Below are 18,462 nucleotides of genomic sequence, written 5' to 3'. Positions count from 1 at the left end.
AATATCTATTTATCTAATCAACAAAGCGCTTATCTTAGTTATTATATTGACTACAGCATAAGCGCTTACTATCCATGGCAAGCCATGCTTGAGAACAAGGACTCTATTTATGAACGTTTATTATGACAAAGATTGTGACCTATCTATTATCCAAGGTAAAAAAGTTGCCATTATCGGTTACGGTTCACAAGGCCATGCACACGCGCTTAACCTACAAGACTCAGACGTCGATGTAACTGTTGGTCTACGTGCAAACTCAAGCTCATGGAAAAAAGCTGAAAATGCTGGCCTAAAAGTTGCTGAAGTAGAAGAAGCGGTAAAAGCTGCTGACGTTATCATGATTTTGACGCCTGATGAGTTCCAAAAAGAGCTTTATAATGACGTAATCGAGCCAAACATTAAAGAAGGCGCGACATTAGCTTTTGCTCACGGTTTCGCGATTCATTATAACCAAGTTGTACCACGTGGCGATCTTGATGTCATCATGGTTGCACCAAAAGCACCAGGTCATACTGTACGTTCAGAGTTCGCTAAAGGCGGTGGTATCCCTGATCTTATCGCTATCTATCAAGACGCTTCTGGTCAAGCCAAACAGTTAGCATTATCGTATGCTGCTGGCGTTGGTGGTGGTCGTTCAGGCATCATCGAAACAACGTTCAAAGATGAGACTGAAACGGATCTATTCGGTGAGCAAGCCGTACTTTGTGGTGGTGCAGTAGAGCTAGTTAAAATGGGCTTTGAGACGCTAACAGAAGCGGGCTATGCACCAGAAATGGCTTATTTCGAATGTCTACATGAGCTAAAGCTTATCGTTGACTTGATGTATGAAGGCGGTATCGCTGACATGAACTACTCAATCAGTAACAACGCTGAATACGGCGAATATGTTACTGGCCCTGAGGTTATCAATGAGCAGTCACGCGAAGCTATGCGTAATGCACTAAAGCGCATCCAGTCTGGTGAATACGCGAAGATGTTCATCTCTGAAGGCGCAACCAACTATCCATCAATGACTGCGCGTCGTCGTAACAATGCTGATCATCAAATCGAAATCACTGGTGCTAAGCTACGTGGCATGATGCCATGGATCGGTGGTAACAAAATCATCGATAAAGACAAAAACTAAGTTTTATACCGATAAAAGTCTTATACAGATAAAAATCTGATTTAGATGAAGTAGCCCGTGTTATCACTTGATAGCATGGGCTTTTTTATGCAAAGTATTTGATAGGCGCTTTGCGCTTTGATTTGAATCGGGGTTATCGGTTGAAAACCAGTAATCGCTACCCAATATAAGCAGGCACCTTAACATTGGCCAAAGCGCCTTTGAGATCAACATTCATTGTTGTTCTCATTCGATTCTAAGTATTCGAAGCGGATGGATGCTTCATTCTCACGTTCTATAGATAATAGGTTGTATGCTGTGCAAATATCTTATTCAGACTGGCTAACGCCGCAATTCGTATATATTACTCTTAGCGCTGTGGTAGCAGTTTTAATTTGGATAGAAGGGGAGATGCTCAAACAGACCGATGGTAAACTGCCTCAATCTAAATTCTTCAAAGTCAGTTCATTGTTAGATACTCTATGGTTCTTCATATCAGTGGTGATTTTATACGTTATTGATTTGACCCCATTAGCTATCGCAGTGCCTGCTGCATATGGCATATACACGACCTTTGGCTGGATATATGGTACCAAGCTACTGAAGCGTAAAGGTATCCCTGACTCTCCTAAAGACTTGGTCATTCCAGCCAAGTATATTGCCTATAGTCAGTCATTTTCATTGGTGTTTTTTGCGTTATGTTTGCTTGTATTGAGTTCAGCATGGCTACCAACATCACCATTGCAGTGATTGATATTCCAACCTACTATCATCTATGTCGACTTATTTAATTAGTGGTTTACTAATGAAGTTGTAGTACATCTATAAATAAAAACTATTTTATATCAATAAGATATAGAACTGATTACTATCGATGTTAGCTTGCAACAATGGTTAGTATTTATTTACAAAAATCAGCAATTTAGACTGTTCCTACCATAGAAAACTGTTATAATCAGACTGTACTCAAAATATTTGAGGCAAAAAATTCAAATTTTCTTTAAGAACATTTAGCATTTTTGGCCGCCGCATTTAGCAGAAAATATTAGGGTATATATCAATTAATCGGTGATGACACAAGTCTCGCCAACAGTTAAAGAGTCAGGAAAATTTATGTCAGATAAAGTTGAAGGCACTGTAAAGTGGTTTAATGAAGCTAAAGGTTTTGGTTTTATCGCTCAAGACAACGGCGGACAAGACGTATTCGCTCACTACAGCGCTATCCAAGGTAACGGTTTCAAAACTCTAGCCGAAGGCCAAAAAGTGTCTTTCATCTTAGGTGATGGCAAAAAAGGCCCACAAGCTGAGCAAATCGAAGCTATCTAATCTCATTTATTATTAGGTTAACTGCTTGTCAGTAAACTTAATGACAATAAGATTATCAATATGCATTGATTACTTTGTTTGTTAAAACAATAAAAATACTGTATCGACTTTAAAAAGAAGCAACCTCTTATCAGGTTGCTTTTTTTATGGGACTTTTTTGATATGACAAAGTGTTCTTTAGATAAATTGCTATTGATTTTGACAGTTAACATCATCAGGTAATAACGAACAATGATTTAATAAAGATGTAATAAATAAGGTTGTATTATGAAGTGGGAAAACTGGCTTTCAATTGACTGGCAACAAGTGCTCGGGATTTCTTTATCTGCTATAGGCTTTTACGTAGGATTGATGCTGTTTACTCGATTGATGGGTTTACGCAGTTTTTCCAAGTTATCAAGCCATGATTTTGCCATGACCGTTGGTATTGGTAGTATATTAGCGTCGACAGTGTTGTCAGATAAGCCCTCTCTACTTCAAGGATTGTTTGCTGTTGCGGTGCTATTCTTGATACAGGGTGTTATTTCAATTATCAGACGCAAAATAAAACCACTAAAAGCTCTGATAGATAATCAAGCTATTATCCTAATGGCTCATGGTGAGTATTTAGATGATAATCTAAAAGAGGCCAATCTTAGTACCAGCGATGTGCAGGAAGTGCTACGTAAAAATGGTATCAAAGCGAAAACAGAAGTGTTTGCAGTGATTATGGAGACGACAGGTGATATGAGTGTCATCAAGAACAATGATGTCGAACCTGATTGGTCTTTATTTGACGATATACGTGATAGCGAATTATTGCTTGGTGCTAGTAAGAATGGTAAGTCGCAGGTCTGACTCGATTAACTATTCTTATCCGTTAACTTTGAAGAGATAAATAATAACAAAATATTAAGTAAAGCTAAGGCTTAGAATGCTATAAAGGTACAAGTATTTTAAGTTACTGAACAATAAAAATCGTGAAATGATGTGCTTATAGACTATTTATTATAGAGTGTTGACAAATTTATGACGCATTATTCACGGCGTTGTCTTGACCTTATCTGCCTGCTGACGCAAGATACATAGGTCTGATAATAACGGTTGGCTTAGCTTTAGCAGATTTCATTAGTAAGAGATACAATGCTAATATGCTCTTAGATATTGGCTCATCTTTCTTAGTTAACTATATTCTGTTGATGTAGTAATAACCTTGAGCAGTATTTTGAACGACAATTTGAACCACAACGAACCTTTGGTTCTTAACTGACAATTTTTAACTCATAACATTAATAAACGAGGAACGTATGAAAGCATTAGTAGCGGTCAAGCGTGTCATTGATTATAACGTAAAAGTTCGTGTAAAAGCCGACAACTCTGGCGTTGACTTATCAAACACTAAAATGTCAATTAACCCTTTTGATGAAATCGCAGTAGAAGAAGCGGTTCGTCTAAAAGAAGCTGGCGTCATTGATGAGATCATTGTTGCTTCAATCGGTCCAAAAGAGTCACAAGAGCAGATTCGAGCAGCCCTAGCACTAGGTGCTGACCGTGGTGTGTTAGTCGTAAGTGACGAAAAGCCATATCCTTTACAAGTTGCTAAGATTCTAAAAAGCATCGCTGAAGCTGAAAGCACTGATATCATCTTATTAGGTAAGCAAGCGATTGATGATGACAACAACCAAACGGGCCAGATGCTAGCGGCATTGATGGGTATCGGTCAGGGTACGTTTGCATCAGAAGTGAAGGTTGAAGGCGACAAAGTAAACGTAACACGTGAAATCGATGGTGGCCTACAAACTGTTGCTCTTGATTTGCCAGCAGTCATCACGACTGATCTACGTTTGAATGAGCCACGTTATGCTAAATTGCCTAACATCATGAAAGCGAAGAAAAAGCCACTTGATGAGAAAACGCCAGCAGATTTCGGTGTTGATATGACATCTAAGCAAGAGATTATTAAAGTCGTGCCACCTGCTGACCGTAAAGCTGGTATTACAGTAGGGTCAGTTGATGAGTTGGTCGATAAGCTAAGAAACGAAGCAAAAGTCATTTAATGTTTTAATGATTGGATACTTCGCTACGGCATATCCTGTACAAGGCTGTGAATTTGACTGCTTTATCTTAGATTAAATGATAGTTTCTCAAATAGCTTTGTACACAAACAACCGCATGAATAGATAATACGAATATATAAAGGACTAAAACCATGGCAATTTTGGTATATGCAGAACATGACAATGCCAGTCTAAAAAAGGCAACTTTAAACACGATCGCTGCTGCTAAACAAATGGGTGATGATATCCATGTATTGGTTGCTGGTAGTGGTAGCCAAGCTGTTGCTGATGAAGCGGCAAAAGCAGAAGGCGTGACTAAAGTACTATTGGCTGACAACGCTGCTTATGAGCATCAATTGGCAGGTAACGTGGCACTATTGGTTGCTGATATCGCTGGTGATTACAGCCATATCCTAGCGGCTGCGACCACGACTGGCAAAAACTTTATGCCACGCGTTGCTGCATTACTTGACGTCAGCATGTTGTCTGAAATCTCAGGTGTAGTAGATGCGCAAACGTTTGAGCGTCCTATCTACGCAGGTAATGCAACGGCAACAGTAAAAACAACAGAAGACAAAGTGGTACTAACAGTACGTACTACTGCGTTTGACCCAGTGGCAAGCGAAGGCGGTTCAGCTACTGTTGAAACTATCGACAATGTACAAGAAACTGGCAAAGCTAGCTTTGTGAACGAAGAAATGGCTAAGTCTGATCGTCCAGAATTGACGTCAGCTGGTATTGTTGTTTCTGGTGGTCGTGCATTGGCAAACGGTGAAAACTTCACCAAGTACATTGAGCCATTGGCCGATAAGCTAGGCGCTGCTGTTGGTGCATCACGTGCCGCTGTTGACGCCGGATATGTACCAAACGATATGCAGGTCGGTCAAACGGGTAAAATCGTTGCACCGCAGCTATATATCGCAGCTGGTATCTCAGGCGCAATTCAGCATTTGGCTGGTATGAAAGATTCTAAAGTCATCGTTGCTATCAACAATGACCCAGAAGCACCTATTGCTAGCGTTGCTGATTATTTCTTAGAAGCTGATCTATTCGAAGCACTACCTGAGCTTACTAGCAAGGTTTAATATATAGTCACAGAACTACTAAACGGCTACGGCGTTACCCTCCTTAGATGTACTACTTGTATAATCTGTAGTCGGCTGCCTTGTATCCGTTTTAGACTTCTTTGACTATATCAGTAGTAGACGTATAATAAAAAACCCACTATCAATTGGTAGTGGGTTTTTTTATGCTTGATAGATAGGGTTTTGATAGTAGTTATAAATGCAGGCTAAGAGTATTGTCTTTGGCGTAAGGTCTCATATAGACATAAAGACCCTGCAATCGCTACATTTAAGCTCTCTTGACCATTTGGCTGCGGTAATGCTATCGGCGTGGCACATTGCATTAGCTCGTCGCTAACGCCTTGGCCTTCGTGACCCATAATCCATGCCACAGGCGCAGATAAATCGTGCTCGTAGATGATAGTATCTGTATGTGAGCTAGTCGCTAAAAGCGGCACTTGTACTTGATCCAAAATATCTTGCGTACTCAAGCCTTCATAAATAATCAGTGCAAACTGTGCACCCATACCTGCTCGTAGCGTCTTGGGAGACCAAGCTTGAGCGGTCGCACTGGTGCATAGGATGTTGCGGATACCAACGGCTGCTGCTGTGCGTAGTAGCGTACCAACATTTCCGCTATCCTGCACGTCGTTCAAGATCAAGCAGTCCTCATCGATCATCGATAGGCTAGGCGTTGGTACTTTGATTATCGCCATGATATCAATGCCAGTACCCAAGCTACGAATACTCTCATAAAGTGAGTCTGACAAAGTAAGAATAGGCGTATAAGTGGGTAGACGAGTTAATACCTGCTGAACTTCAGGGTGGCTACGCGCTGACCCAGACAGTAGTATCTGGGCGAAAGGATAGTCACTACGCAGGGCGGCATCTATCAAATGGACGCCTTCTATGACTGTCTGACCGTTCTTCTTACGCTGGCGTGCTTGGGACAACAGTGCTTTTACAAGCTTCACGGTTGTGTTCTTATCTGAGGTAATCAGCTCGGTGGGATTTAATACCATAGTGGATCGCTTAGAGAAGAGTAAAGGAGTCGTTTAGATAACCAACACAATGCCTATTATTAATTTAGCATTCTGCTGGCTGTTCTTAACAGGTGCGCAAATTAGGGCGTGTCCTCATTTTAAAAATGGTGATAAAAATGAGATAAATTGCCGTCAAACGAGGAAAATAGTGCAGATAATATCGAGATATTGACCAACTATTTGACGATGTTTGGCAAAATTTAGCTGTTTTTAGCCCATTTAGAGGACACTCGTTTGAATTGAGGACACGCCCTAATTATTTATTCAGAATAATTGACGTGTAAATCTTTCACGTAATTGACTTCGTTTTTGCTACCGAGTACTACTGGTACACGCTGGTGGATATCAGTCGGTTCGATATCTAAGATACGATTGACCGCGTCTGTTGCACCGCCACCCGCGCGTTCAATCAATAAGCTCATTGGGTTGGCTTCATACATTAAGCGCAGCTTACCTGCTTTATGAGCATATTTGGTATCAAACGGATAAGTGAATAGACCACCGCGGCATAAGATGCGATGGACGTCACCGACCATGGCTGCTACCCAACGCGTATTGAAATCACGTCCACGTACACCTGTTTCACCAGCGATTAACTCATCAATGTACTGCTGCATCGGCGCACGCCAGTAGCGATAATTTGAGCTATTGATAGCATACTCGCTCGTATCGGCATCGATTTGAACATTGTCTTCTATCAGCACATAGTCAGAAGTCTCTGGATCTAGGCTAAACATCACAACTTTATCAGCGACGGTTAACGCTAGGACAGTAGAGGTACCATATAGCAGATAACCGGCTGCTAGCTGTTTGTTACCTGCCTGTAGATAGTCGCTGTTTTCACTGGTTTGACCTTGACGTTCATACGGTAAAACAGAAAAAATCGTGCCCACTGCCATATTGATGTCGATATTTGATGAACCATCTAATGGGTCAAATAGTACCAATAGGCTACCATCATCATTAGCAGGAGTCGCGTCATCGAGCTCTTCTGAAGCGACGCCTGCACAGTGCGTGTTTTTTGCCAATGCATCTAGTAGTAGGTCATTGGCCAATACGTCTAGTTTTTTCTGATCTTCGCCTTGGACGTTTTGATTACCCGCTTCGCCCAAGATGTCTGCTAAAGCGCCTTTTCTGAGCAGTTGTGAAATCGTCTTACCGACATCAGTGACAGTGGTAATCACGTCATTGAGTGCAGGGCTAGTGGCATATTGGTTTAGATAGTCTGCTAAGGTCGTCATAAAGCTTCCTAATAGAGGGTATGGAAAGTAAAAAATGGATGGTCTTAGAGTCAGGCCATAGGCGGCATTTGGCACACCTTAAATGGGTGAATTCTTAAATAGCTTATACGGTATCTTTGTCCTGACCACAAAATCGGCTACACTATATCTATTGTTATTCATTTATAGATTTGTCAGAATTATTCTCTATGAGAATATAGCATGTCTATTTACGCTTTCTGATTGTCTGCTGAGACGGTTTTTGGTCGAATTTGATTACGGTAAATTGTAGCAAATAAGCGTCAAAATGTCCTCGTCTCTGTGCCTATCAGTGCTAAATGATTGAACAAAGATGAATAAGCGATTACGACAGACTCATATAAACCCACAATAAAGACTCGCCATTATGTCAAATTCTCTCGATAGTAGCGCTACACAACCAGTCTCACCGACTGATTATGCAAAATTTGATCCCAATACAATTCATCAAAGACTCAATACTTCACTGAGTCGTCCGCAGCTCAACACCGATGGCAGTATCAGGCATTTCTTGGGTGTTGAAGGTCTTAATAAAGCACAGCTCAAAGCTATTATCGCAAAAGCAGAGACTTTCTTTGACGAAAATGGACAACTCATTAATCGTCCGGAATTAGATGGCTATACCGTCATGAATTTGTTCTTTGAGCCATCGACCCGTACACGGACGACATTTGAGGTTGCAGAAAAACGCTTGGGTGCCAATGTACTCAATATCGATATCGAACGTTCGAGCACCAAAAAAGGCGAGAGTCTGCGTGATACGCTGTGGAATCTACAGGCAATGACCGCAGATATCTTTGTAGTACGCCATTCAGCATCAGGTGCCGCGCATTTTATGGCGACAGAAGTGACGCCTGATATCGCTATTATCAATGGCGGTGATGGCTGGCATGCGCATCCTACTCAAGGAATGCTCGACATGTTGACCATTCACCGTGAAGCTCCGCGCCCGTTTGAAGAGCTGTCTATCGCAATCGTTGGTGATATTAAGCACTCACGCGTGGCACGCTCTGATATCAGTGCATTGCAAACGCTAGGTGCGACAGACATTCGTGTTTGTGCGCCGCGCACTCTACTGCCAAAAGGTATTGAGCGTTTCGGTGTACAAGTATATGAAAACATGGATGAGTGTGTCACTGATTGTGATGTCATCATGGGATTAAGAATACAAAATGAGCGTATTGGTTCGCCGCTATTGGCATCCTCAAGTGAATACTATAAGCATTATGGAATCACACCAGAACGAGTAGCGCTTGCCAAGCCTGATGCATTGGTGATGCATCCAGGGCCGATGAACCGCGGTGTTGAGATTGCCTCTAGTGTGGCTGATGGCGCACAATCCGTTATCTTAAAGCAGGTAAATAACGGCATTGCCATTCGCATGGCGGTCTTATCACTTGCGATGGAAGGTCAGCGTGCTCATCAAGCGGCTGGCAAGTAACAGGCTGCCGTGCGACTTATTCTCATTTATTTCATTTTATTGATACGGTAATAACGTTATGTCTACCATGCTTAATACGGATGCACCCATTCTTGACCATTTACCAAAAGCATTTAAAGATGCGCTTCCGCAAACTGCAACAGAAAAACTATCTACACTCGATTCTGGCCGTGAGATGTGGTTGCTACCACCACTAGTAGACCTATGCGCGCGCTTGCGTGAGCCAGGCCAACAGCAACACGGTACGCTAAAATCAGAAGGCAGTGCTGCTCGTGGTAATGGATTTTTGCATGTAGTGACGCCGCCTGATACCAATCCTATTTTAGAAAATGGCTCACTCTTGAAAGGTTTACGTGAGCGCGCTTTAAGTGATGGCGGGATTTACTTGCATATTTTGGGTGCATTGACCACAGGGTTAGAGGGCGAACGACCGTCTAATATTGCAGGGCTTAAGAAGGGCGGCTGTATCGCAGTATCTAATGCGCGTAGACCTTTTCGCAATGACTTAGTATTGCTGCGTACACTAGAATACGCGGCGACTTTTGGTATGAAAGTATTCTTTTATCCTGATGAGCCAAGTCTGTCTGGAGATGGTGTGGCACATGAGGGCTATATTGCTTCTTATCATGGCTTGCAAGGGATTCCTTGGATTGCAGAAACGGTTGCACTGTCTACGCAGCTACTAATGGTGGAAGAGACTGGAATCGCTGCTCATTTTAGCCAGTTATCCTGTAAGTCTTCCATTGAGCTCATGCGCTGGGCAAAAGATAAAGGTCTACCTGTTACGTGCGATGTTGCGATGCATCAGCTGTATTTAACTGATGACAACCTTGAAGGCTTTAATGCTCAGGCATATGTATTGCCACCGCTACGTAGTAATACGGATCAGCAGGCAATTCGCCGTGGCTTAAAAGATGGCACTATCGATGCTATCTGTAGTCATCACGAGCCACTGAATAGTACGGCCAAAAAAGCACCATTTGCTGAAAGTACACCAGGTATCTCAAACTTCGATACGTTTATGGCGTTGGCTTGTCAGCTGGTAAATGATGAGGTATTAACACTCTCGCAACTGGTAGATAAAATCTGCCTGAATCCTGCAAAAATAGCAGGTATTAGTGAGCAGTATGAAGCGATTGGCGGTGCAGTATTAGTCGATCCTAACCTTGAGTGGCAAGTAACCGCGCAATCGATGCTATCGAGTGGTAAGAACACACCGTTTTTCAATCAGCAGTTGCAAGGACGTGTTGTGGAGACATTCTTTGGCTAATTTGCCCCAACAGGATGACCGTCTGCCGCCATCCTCGAAGGATAAAGGGGTTACCATGAATGGTCAGCAAGAAAAATCGCGCAGTACGGCGAGTGAGTCTATCAAAGCAGTGGCCATTTATGAGGTAGTCAAAGGTGTTGGTGCGTTACTAGGAGCAGGGGCATTATGGTGGTGGCATACCAGTCTTGAGCATTGGCTGACGACGGCAACCGTTACTTGGCAGCGCAGCTTCGGCCATATGCTTGCCCCGCAAATCGATAGTGCCGTACGTATTGCTCAGCAGGCAAGTAAAAACTGGCCGATGTTTTTATTATTGATATTTGCTTACGCCAGTTTGCGCTTCCTAGAAGCCTATGGCTTATGGTATGACAAAACATGGGCATATTGGTTCGGGGTGTTAGGCTATGGGGTATTTATTCCTATAGAAATCTACTATCTGATCGTTAGCCCATTTGACTGGTTTAAGCTTGGAATACTGGTTTCTAATCTGCTCATTATTATTGTGGTTTATCGCAATATGAAACGAAAGGGCTTGATATAACGTTTAAATTTAAGTCAAAAAATCCAGCATAAGACAAGTATCTGATGCTGGATTTTTTGTGCCTGCTATATTTTTAGCTTATACGTCTACTGGTTTTTCATCCGTACGAATGCTCTTGGCGACTTTACCGACGCTTAGACCTTGTACCAAGATGGAGAAAATCACCACCGCATAAGTGAGTGCCAATAGAATCTCTCGTTCAGCCCCGATCGGTAACTGTAATACTAGCGCGACTGAGATACCACCACGTAAACCGCCCCAAGTCAAAACTTTCCATGCGCCCGTAGGCAGATCAAGCTGACGATGAAAGGTCTTGGTCGTCATGCCTACCACGATAAATCTGGCAACGAGCGCAATCAAAATCGTCAAACCGCTCGCAATAAATAAATTGCCTGAATAAGCAATCATGACCACTTCTAGACCGATGAGCACAAACAAAATGGCGTTTAAAATCTCGTCAATCAATTCCCAGAACAAATCAATATAGTGCCGTGTCTTGTCACTCATGGCTAGCTCGCGACCACGATTACCAACCATCAGGCCCATCATGACCATGGCGAGTGGCCCTGATAAATGCCAATGACTGGCCAGCGCGTAGCCACCGATGACGCCTGCTAATGTTAATAGCACCTCTTCTTGATAGCTATCAATGCTCTTGAGCAAGTAATACAAAATCGCCCCAAGTACCAGTCCGAATACAACGCCGCCACCAGCTTCAACCGCTAATGTATGTGCGACGTAGTTGGCAGTAGGGATATCACCGCTAGATAAAATCCCCAGTAATAAGACAAAAATAACCACGCCGATACCATCGTTGAATAATGACTCGCCAGCGATGACAGTCTCGATACTCTTTGGAGCACCTGCTGACGACAGGATACCCATTACGGCAATAGGATCGGTAGGGGAAATAAGCGCCCCAAATAACAGGCACCAGAGAAACGGTAGGCCGAAACCAAACAACGGCAGCATAAAATAAATCGCGGTCGCAATAAGCATCGCCGATATGATCGTACCAAGTCCGGCAAGGATGCCGATAGGTAACTTGTAACGTCTTAAATCACCAATATTGACGTGTAATGCACCTGCGAATAGCAACATCGATAGCATGCCGTCTAAGAGTACTTCGGTAAAATCAAGCTGCTCCAATAAACTGACTTCGTAATCAATCAGCTGATCAAACCCTAAGAAGCCCAAAAATATCGCACCGATTGACAGTAAGATAGAGATGACCATGACACCGATAGTGGTCGGCAAACCAATAAAACGGTGATTGATATAAGTTAATGAAGCGGTAATCGACAAAAATATGGCGCTGATTTCTAGTATGGTGAGGCTGGTTGCAGATGCCATAAAAAGTAGGTCTCATATGAATATAAAAAGTATCTAAAGCGCAGGGCTTATAGGGACATTGTAAGTGTTGTTAGCTCTAGGTGTTATGCTTATAAGTAAGGTGTTTATAAGTAAAGTGCTTATAAAGGCTGATATTGCCATCTATTTAAACAATTAATTGGTCATATCATTAACTAGACTGTGTCTGTAATGCTTGACGAATATCGGCTTCAAACTCACTCACGTAATTAAAATGCTTGTGCTGAGCATCCTTATCAAGGATAAATTGCTTGGCTTGTTCGCACATAGCGACCAAGTCATCGACCAGCTCTTGATAATTTAAATTCTCTTTACCAGCTCGCTGAATCAGATGCAATTCATGTAATAGCGTTTGCTGCTGTGCGCTGTTTACCCGTGCATAGTTCAGATTGACCATTGCCTGACATAATGCTTTTAAGACCATTAGGTCAGCAGCTGCATAACGACGTATCTCACCGAGTGATACATTGATAAAGTCGGAAATTTTGGGGGTATGAGTGACTAGTGCCAATATGGCCAGTCGCTTCTGTTTGATAGTAGTTTCAGAGCTATCGTTAGTGTCTGACTGCGGTATGTGAAAATGATAAGGGCTTGGTGGCTGACGACGCATCATAATGCTTAGACAGCTGGTTAGAGATTGGACGCAATTGACCGCAGTCTTTGGATCATTGATACCAGGGGATAACGCGCGTACAGCAATCTCCGTCATCTGACCTAAGCTATAGGCAATGTCGTTAGAGTGCGCCAATCGTTGCTCAAGTCGTAGGCAACCTGCAAGACGTTGCCAAAATAGTCCATCAGGCGCTCGCGGTATTACTGCTAGATGCGGGGTCGCTGTCTTCTGTTGGTTATTTGGATGAGATGCAGGTCGCTGATAAAAGTAACCAATGACGTTTTTATCGGTGACGTAATTACCGAGGTTGACATGCATCTGTACCACGCCACCATAATCTTGTGACAGCGCAATCAATGACTCAAGATAAATCTGCTGTAGATAACCTGAATTTGGTGAATAAATCGGCATAGCAGGCCAGTTTTGGAACTGCTCGATATCATGGTGCTCAGCATCGCGTTGATGTTGAATATCACATCGATCGTTATACCAATAGTAAATGTTTGCAATTGCATCGTTGCTAGCATTTTGAATGACATGTGACGCTTGAATAGCATGTACCATATGCTGTACAAAATAAACTAAAAGCAGCGCACAGATAATCGCCATGATAATAGCAAAAGTTACTGCCAATTGCGGCACACCAAAAGCTACGTCAGACTTATGGATAGACTTCAATACCAGTAAGCTATAGCTAAATGTACCGATAAAAGCGCCAAGGACAAACTGATTTGGAGTGTCGGTCAAAAAGTTACGTAGCAGTCTTGGACCAAACTGTGAAGATGCCATCGACAGGACGGCGATTGTAATCGAAAACGTCGTACCTGCCACGCCCAGTACCGCACCAGCGATAGCAGTCATAATCGCGCGCGCCGCCTCGTCATCACCAGTAAAGGCGAAGGAGATCTCTTTTACCGTTTCACGATCAAAATGCTGATCAATCGCGACTAGCAAAGGAGCAAGCAAAATACCCACGATGACACAAGCGGTTGGAATAAACCAATAAGAGCCAATCAGCCACTGCCACAAATTATTTAAGCGATCAGGCAAGTCGGTCAGCGTTTGTATCGACCATAACTTAGTGAACTGTTTAAGCCTGTTTTGACCTGCATTGATCGTACGTGTCCAGACACTGTCTCCATCATTTTTATTCACTGTGATGAGCCTTAGGGTTATCTGCTTCTGTAATAATAGCGTTCTTGTGCACACGTCTGGTCATATCTGTCTCAGTATGACTCTCACTAGTCCCTAAAGGTATGATGGCTTCATTGTCGTGATCGTCATATTCAATATCACTGTCTTTGTCATAAGCCATAGGCTCTAGGTGCGGTGATGCTTCTAGATGTGGATCATTACCGTTGTAAGCACTCTCACCATGTCTATTTAGATTTTCATGTCGTTGTACGTTTTTAGTTGCGGCAGAGGTTTTTCTAAATAGTTTACGGTCATCGCCATGCTTGCTAGTAGACTGTTTACGCGGTTCGCTATTAGCAAAAATAGCATTTAGCGGCAGATGCAGTTGCCGTTTGGCATATGCTTCGGTGTTTTCAAAGCGTTTTACCAATAAACTTAGCCAAGGTTTTTGACCTTCCAATTTCATCTCATCCAACTCGTCCTTGATAGGAAGTGGATAGGGCAAGGTACGATAAAAGTCCCATAACGTCATCCTACTCAGGTCTCTTTTGAGCACATAGTCATCATCATCTGTCATGGTAATCAGATTGCTGTCTTGTAGGTAGTTGATATAGGTATACCATTTTGGCAGCTCTTTGCGACCTAAGACATTGCGCAGCGCTTGTTCGCTAACGGCTTCACCTTTTAAGTGGTGGGTATAGACCAAGTTCAACATATCTAGCAAGCTGAGTAACGGGTGACGAGGGTAGACTTCTTCTGTCTCAAAAATGGTCAAGGTATAACTGATTTCAACGCCTAATAAAATCAAATTCCACGACAGATAAATCCATAGTAGAAAGATAGGTAAGGCAGCAAAGGCACCGTAAATCGCTTCGTAGCTGGTAAAGTTAGCCATCACTGTACCAAACAGATGCTTCATTAATTCAAAGACAATAGCCACAAACACGCCAGCGATGGCTGCGTTCTTTGTTGGTACGCGCGCCTTTGGAATAAACCAGTACATACCGATAAAGCCCGCCATCGTAATACCAATCGATGCCATTTGTACCCAAAAGCTCCAGTCGATACCGTAGCCTGCAATTTGACGATTAAGAAAGCTCAGACTCTGTACAGTACTTGAAGCGATAAAAGCGGTACCCAACACCAGCGGTCCTAGGGTAACAATGGTCCAATAACGCAGCATGCTTTTGATGCCACCAGAGCGGTCTTCTACTCGCCAAATCTGATTAAACGCGCGCTCGATAGTGGTCAAGGTCATGATAGTCGTAAAGAATAAAATCATTGCACCGATAATGGTTAAGTTGGATGACTTTTCGGCAAAGCTATTAATGTACTCACTAACTTGCATGCTCGATTGCGGCAACAGATTGCTATAAATGACGTCATAAATCTGCGCTCTAACTGATGCGAGTGCTGGTACAGATGATAAAATCATCAGTAATACCGTTAATACAGGTACGATCGACAGCATAGTGGTGTATGTCAGTGAAGCCGCCTTCTGTTGGCAATTATCTTCAAAAAAATGCCGAGTCAAAAACCGTAAGAACTGAAACCAGCGCTGCTGTAAAAATGGGAGTTTTTGAGATAATTTTTCCATGTCGACCATTAAGCAAAAGTAAGAGTGACAATAGTGTAACAAAGATGAACGGTTATCATCTGCGGTTTAATTGTGTCAAAATGCACTACCTAGCACATCAGATACAATATAAGTCAGGTTATCAATCATGGTTATTTGCATGACAGTGAATGACTCGGGCATAATGTGCACATATTCTACAATGCCAGTTAGTCGTATATTTCGCCGCATTTTTGCTGGCCAGTATGGCTGACGATTTTATAAGGAAGCTTTGCTAATGAGTCAGACCGACCCTTATGTTTTGGTGCTTTATTATTCTAATTATGGTACGACTAAGACATTAGCATATGCTATCGCTCAAGGTATTGAAGATGCTGGCATGACTGCGCGTATCCGTACGGTACCGACAGTGGCACCTGAAACGACGTCAAGCAAGCCTGCGATACCTGATGAGGGTGACTTATACTGTACGATGGACGATCTCAAGGACTGTAGCGGTCTTGCGCTTGGTAGCCCAACGCACTTTGGTAATATGGCCGCACCTATGAAGTATTTTTGGGATAATACCGTGACCCTATGGCTGGCAGGGAACCTACAAAACAAACCAGCTTCAGTATTTACGGCGACAGGCTCTATGCATGGCGGCCAAGAAACGACATTGTTGACGATGATGTTGCCACTGATGCATCACGGTATGGTCATCGTAGGTGTGCCCTATGCAGAGCCAGCATTGAACCGCACTCATCGCGGCGGCACGCCTTATGGTGCCAGCCATGTCAGCGGTGCATCACATGATCAGCCAATATCTGCTGACGAGCGAGATTTGGGTATTGCGCAGGGTCGCCGTTTAGCGATTACTGCGGCTGCATTAGCACAGGCTAATTGGAGCTTATAAGTAACTTTTATAAACCTGCTGTCTAGAAGCGTCTGAGTCTCAGAGTCTATGACTGAATGTTTATAACCACCTGATTATAAGCAAGTGGTTATAACAAAGAGCTACTTATTCATGTTCAGCAGTATATTATTCATTTAGGAAATCAAAATATCTAATGGCCACAACCCGCTCTAATACAAAGCCTCTTAAAACGGTTAAGCCTATCGCACCTATTGCACAGCGCTTAAAGGTTACGTGGTTAATTTGGCTCGTTTATAGACTGCTCGGATTGCCTATTTTTATTAGTATCTTTAATCCTAGTAGCCCTGATATTGTTGGCGGTATTGCTTGGCAGGCATTATGGCTAGTGCCTGCGTTGATTTTGACGCCATGGATATTGCGCGGTCGTTCACCTTATGCATTGTTGATAAGCAGTATGTTTACTTTGGTATATTTGGGTGCGAGTGGTGTGGTGCTGTTTACTCGTATATATGGCAGTAGTTGGGCAGAAATCGCCGTGTATTTAGCGGATTTCCTACTATTGCTTGCTATCAATATTTGGCTATTTATTTTGCTTAAACGTTTGCCTTCGATGAACAACGTTGTTAAGAAACCTCGCCAATAATTGAAGTTATCTGAAGCCTAATAAATTATATCCATTAATCTAAAGCCATAAAAAAGCGGCGCCCCGTCTGGAGCACCGCTTTTTTGTTTATAACTTTCAAGATAAGTAGATTAGTTAATCTTAGTTAACTCTAAATCCATTTTCTTGCCATCGTTAATTTGGCTAACTTTAACTGGCATATAGTCCAAGCTTGGGGCTAACCAAAAGCTGGTAGAGCGGCTATCGTCATCGTGGATGCGGTCAACACGTACTGTATCAAAGGTACCCGCTGGTACGGTAATCTTAGTGCTGCCTGATTTTTTAAATGGCGTCTTCTCGATTTTGTCTTTTTTCGCCATGTAGTAGTTACCAGAGAATTTACCGTTCAATAAATCCTGACGAATCTGTACCTCAAGGCTCAAGTCATCAAAGGCTTGTTGCGACATGTTCATAGTCGTCGACTTGCCCTTATAGTTACTGGTGACTTTTTTGCTGCTTGGGTTGAAGTCTAGTTTATGCGTGCGGCCCATGCCAAGTAGTTTGTAAGTGGTGCTCGCCTGCGTGGGACTGACATTGTTGCCATTAATCATAAAAGTGCTGTTTTGCGAAGCACTCGCCACACCAGCGACACGAGCCTTAACGTTATATTTCCACGTATTACCAGATTTGCTTAGCGTACGAGTTGCTGTGCCTTTGTATTTATCCTCAACGGTAAAACTATAATCGGCAGTTGATGGTTGGACGGTTTTTGCGCTGGCAAGGGTAGGTGCGGTCATATTCAAAGCTCCAACGGTAGAGATACTGATGCCTGTCACTAAGGCAGATAAAAATTTAGATGGACTGCGTTTTGCGTTATTAGCATTATCAACATTATCAACATTGTCGCTTGATGACTTTTTGTACATTGATGAAAAACTCATAGATACCCCTTCATTAATTTATTGCCGATATAGCAACTTTTTTCGTTCGTTCTTATTATGTTTACCAGACCTATAATGGTCATACGCTGTTACATTTTCAAGCGTGATGTCATACCGCTTCGTGTAGTGCTTGTAGCAAATGTTTCTATAGCTAATTTGGCATTGGTCAAAATATAAATTCAGCTCGCTAATATTTCTAAATATTCCTACTTCTTGTTCCTTATTTGAATAGCATATCGGCTTTACTAAGCCTCATTCATTTATATGAAACGTTAATTGATCAAT

General features: G+C 42.6%; 17 protein-coding genes. 11 read left to right on the top strand and 6 right to left on the bottom strand.

Annotated features, from left to right (window positions below; all coding sequences use genetic code 11):
* The first annotated feature begins 109 nt into the window (after nucleotides 1–109).
* From ilvC to I3254_RS07150, 6 genes are all read left to right on the top strand, one after another.
* Complete coding sequence (gene ilvC, locus I3254_RS07175; RefSeq protein ID WP_101204856.1) at nucleotides 110–1,126, top strand: ketol-acid reductoisomerase; 1,017 nt, start codon at nucleotides 110–112, stop codon at nucleotides 1,124–1,126.
* Nucleotides 1,127–1,423: 297 nt separating this feature from the next.
* Entirely contained in the window at nucleotides 1,424–1,855 is a 432-nt protein-coding gene (locus tag I3254_RS07170; RefSeq protein WP_101204855.1) for a hypothetical protein, read from the top strand.
* A 363-nt stretch (nucleotides 1,856–2,218) separates the two neighbouring features.
* A complete protein-coding gene (locus I3254_RS07165; protein ID WP_057758834.1) occupies nucleotides 2,219–2,431 on the top strand; it encodes a cold-shock protein in 213 nt (70 codons plus the stop codon).
* Between the two features lie 267 nt (nucleotides 2,432–2,698).
* A complete protein-coding gene (locus I3254_RS07160; protein WP_201572266.1) occupies nucleotides 2,699–3,268 on the top strand; it encodes a YetF domain-containing protein in 570 nt (189 codons plus the stop codon).
* A 449-nt stretch (nucleotides 3,269–3,717) separates the two neighbouring features.
* Nucleotides 3,718–4,467, top strand: a complete 750-nt coding sequence (locus I3254_RS07155; protein WP_057758837.1) for an electron transfer flavoprotein subunit beta/FixA family protein — start codon at nucleotides 3,718–3,720, stop codon at nucleotides 4,465–4,467.
* A gap of 152 nt (nucleotides 4,468–4,619) precedes the next feature.
* Nucleotides 4,620–5,552 carry an FAD-binding protein gene (locus tag I3254_RS07150; RefSeq protein WP_057758839.1) on the top strand — a complete coding sequence of 311 codons (933 nt, stop codon included), beginning with the start codon at nucleotides 4,620–4,622 and terminating at the stop codon, nucleotides 5,550–5,552.
* Nucleotides 5,553–5,758: 206 nt separating this feature from the next.
* Here the strand turns inward: I3254_RS07150 and I3254_RS07145 are convergent, their stop codons facing one another.
* On the bottom strand, nucleotides 5,759–6,553 hold the full coding sequence (locus I3254_RS07145; RefSeq protein ID WP_238052277.1) for an RNA methyltransferase: 795 nt from the start codon (nucleotides 6,551–6,553) through the stop codon (nucleotides 5,759–5,761).
* 281 nt (nucleotides 6,554–6,834) lie between these two features.
* Nucleotides 6,835–7,815 (bottom strand): class 1 fructose-bisphosphatase, encoded by a 981-nt coding sequence (locus I3254_RS07140; protein ID WP_238052276.1) that lies wholly within the window; start codon nucleotides 7,813–7,815, stop codon nucleotides 6,835–6,837.
* A gap of 385 nt (nucleotides 7,816–8,200) precedes the next feature.
* Here I3254_RS07140 and I3254_RS07135 point away from each other — a divergent pair, with 385 nt between their 5' ends.
* From I3254_RS07135 to I3254_RS07125, 3 genes are read left to right on the top strand one after another with little or no spacing between them, the layout of a single operon-like run.
* Nucleotides 8,201–9,274: an aspartate carbamoyltransferase catalytic subunit gene (locus I3254_RS07135; protein ID WP_238052275.1), complete on the top strand. Its 1,074-nt coding sequence runs from the start codon at nucleotides 8,201–8,203 to the stop codon at nucleotides 9,272–9,274.
* Nucleotides 9,275–9,332: 58 nt separating this feature from the next.
* Nucleotides 9,333–10,544 carry a dihydroorotase gene (locus I3254_RS07130; protein ID WP_191114803.1) on the top strand — a complete coding sequence of 404 codons (1,212 nt, stop codon included), beginning with the start codon at nucleotides 9,333–9,335 and terminating at the stop codon, nucleotides 10,542–10,544.
* Complete coding sequence (locus I3254_RS07125; protein ID WP_238052274.1) at nucleotides 10,537–11,085, top strand: DUF2127 domain-containing protein; 549 nt, start codon at nucleotides 10,537–10,539, stop codon at nucleotides 11,083–11,085. Before I3254_RS07130 ends, I3254_RS07125 begins: the two co-directional genes overlap by 8 nt.
* Before the next feature lie 78 nt (nucleotides 11,086–11,163).
* Here I3254_RS07125 and I3254_RS07120 read toward each other — a convergent pair whose 3' ends face one another.
* From I3254_RS07120 to I3254_RS07110, 3 genes are all read right to left on the bottom strand, one after another.
* Nucleotides 11,164–12,438 (bottom strand): sodium:proton antiporter, encoded by a 1,275-nt coding sequence (locus I3254_RS07120; RefSeq protein ID WP_201580267.1) that lies wholly within the window; start codon nucleotides 12,436–12,438, stop codon nucleotides 11,164–11,166.
* A 169-nt stretch (nucleotides 12,439–12,607) separates the two neighbouring features.
* Entirely contained in the window at nucleotides 12,608–14,224 is a 1,617-nt protein-coding gene (locus I3254_RS07115; protein ID WP_238052272.1) for a DUF2254 domain-containing protein, read from the bottom strand.
* Entirely contained in the window at nucleotides 14,217–15,800 is a 1,584-nt protein-coding gene (locus I3254_RS07110) for a YhjD/YihY/BrkB family envelope integrity protein (RefSeq protein WP_238052271.1), read from the bottom strand. The genes I3254_RS07115 and I3254_RS07110 overlap by 8 nt, the downstream gene beginning before the upstream one ends.
* A gap of 256 nt (nucleotides 15,801–16,056) precedes the next feature.
* Between I3254_RS07110 and wrbA the strand changes: the two genes are divergently transcribed.
* Nucleotides 16,057–16,674: an NAD(P)H:quinone oxidoreductase gene (gene wrbA, locus I3254_RS07105; RefSeq protein ID WP_102092423.1), complete on the top strand. Its 618-nt coding sequence runs from the start codon at nucleotides 16,057–16,059 to the stop codon at nucleotides 16,672–16,674.
* Nucleotides 16,675–16,828: 154 nt separating this feature from the next.
* Nucleotides 16,829–17,278 (top strand): hypothetical protein, encoded by a 450-nt coding sequence (locus I3254_RS07100; RefSeq protein ID WP_238052268.1) that lies wholly within the window; start codon nucleotides 16,829–16,831, stop codon nucleotides 17,276–17,278.
* 110 nt (nucleotides 17,279–17,388) lie between these two features.
* On the opposite strand, the gene I3254_RS07095 is transcribed toward I3254_RS07100, so the two are convergent.
* Nucleotides 17,389–18,177 (bottom strand): DUF3108 domain-containing protein, encoded by a 789-nt coding sequence (locus tag I3254_RS07095; protein ID WP_238052266.1) that lies wholly within the window; start codon nucleotides 18,175–18,177, stop codon nucleotides 17,389–17,391.
* Nucleotides 18,178–18,462: the final 285 nt, after the last annotated feature.

Source organism: Psychrobacter sp. Ps2 (genome assembly GCF_022129405.1).
Taxonomy (GTDB): Bacteria; Pseudomonadota; Gammaproteobacteria; order Pseudomonadales; family Moraxellaceae; genus Psychrobacter.
The sequence above is the reverse complement of the archived record's forward strand: the minus strand, read 5'-3'. Positions and strand labels throughout refer to the sequence as shown.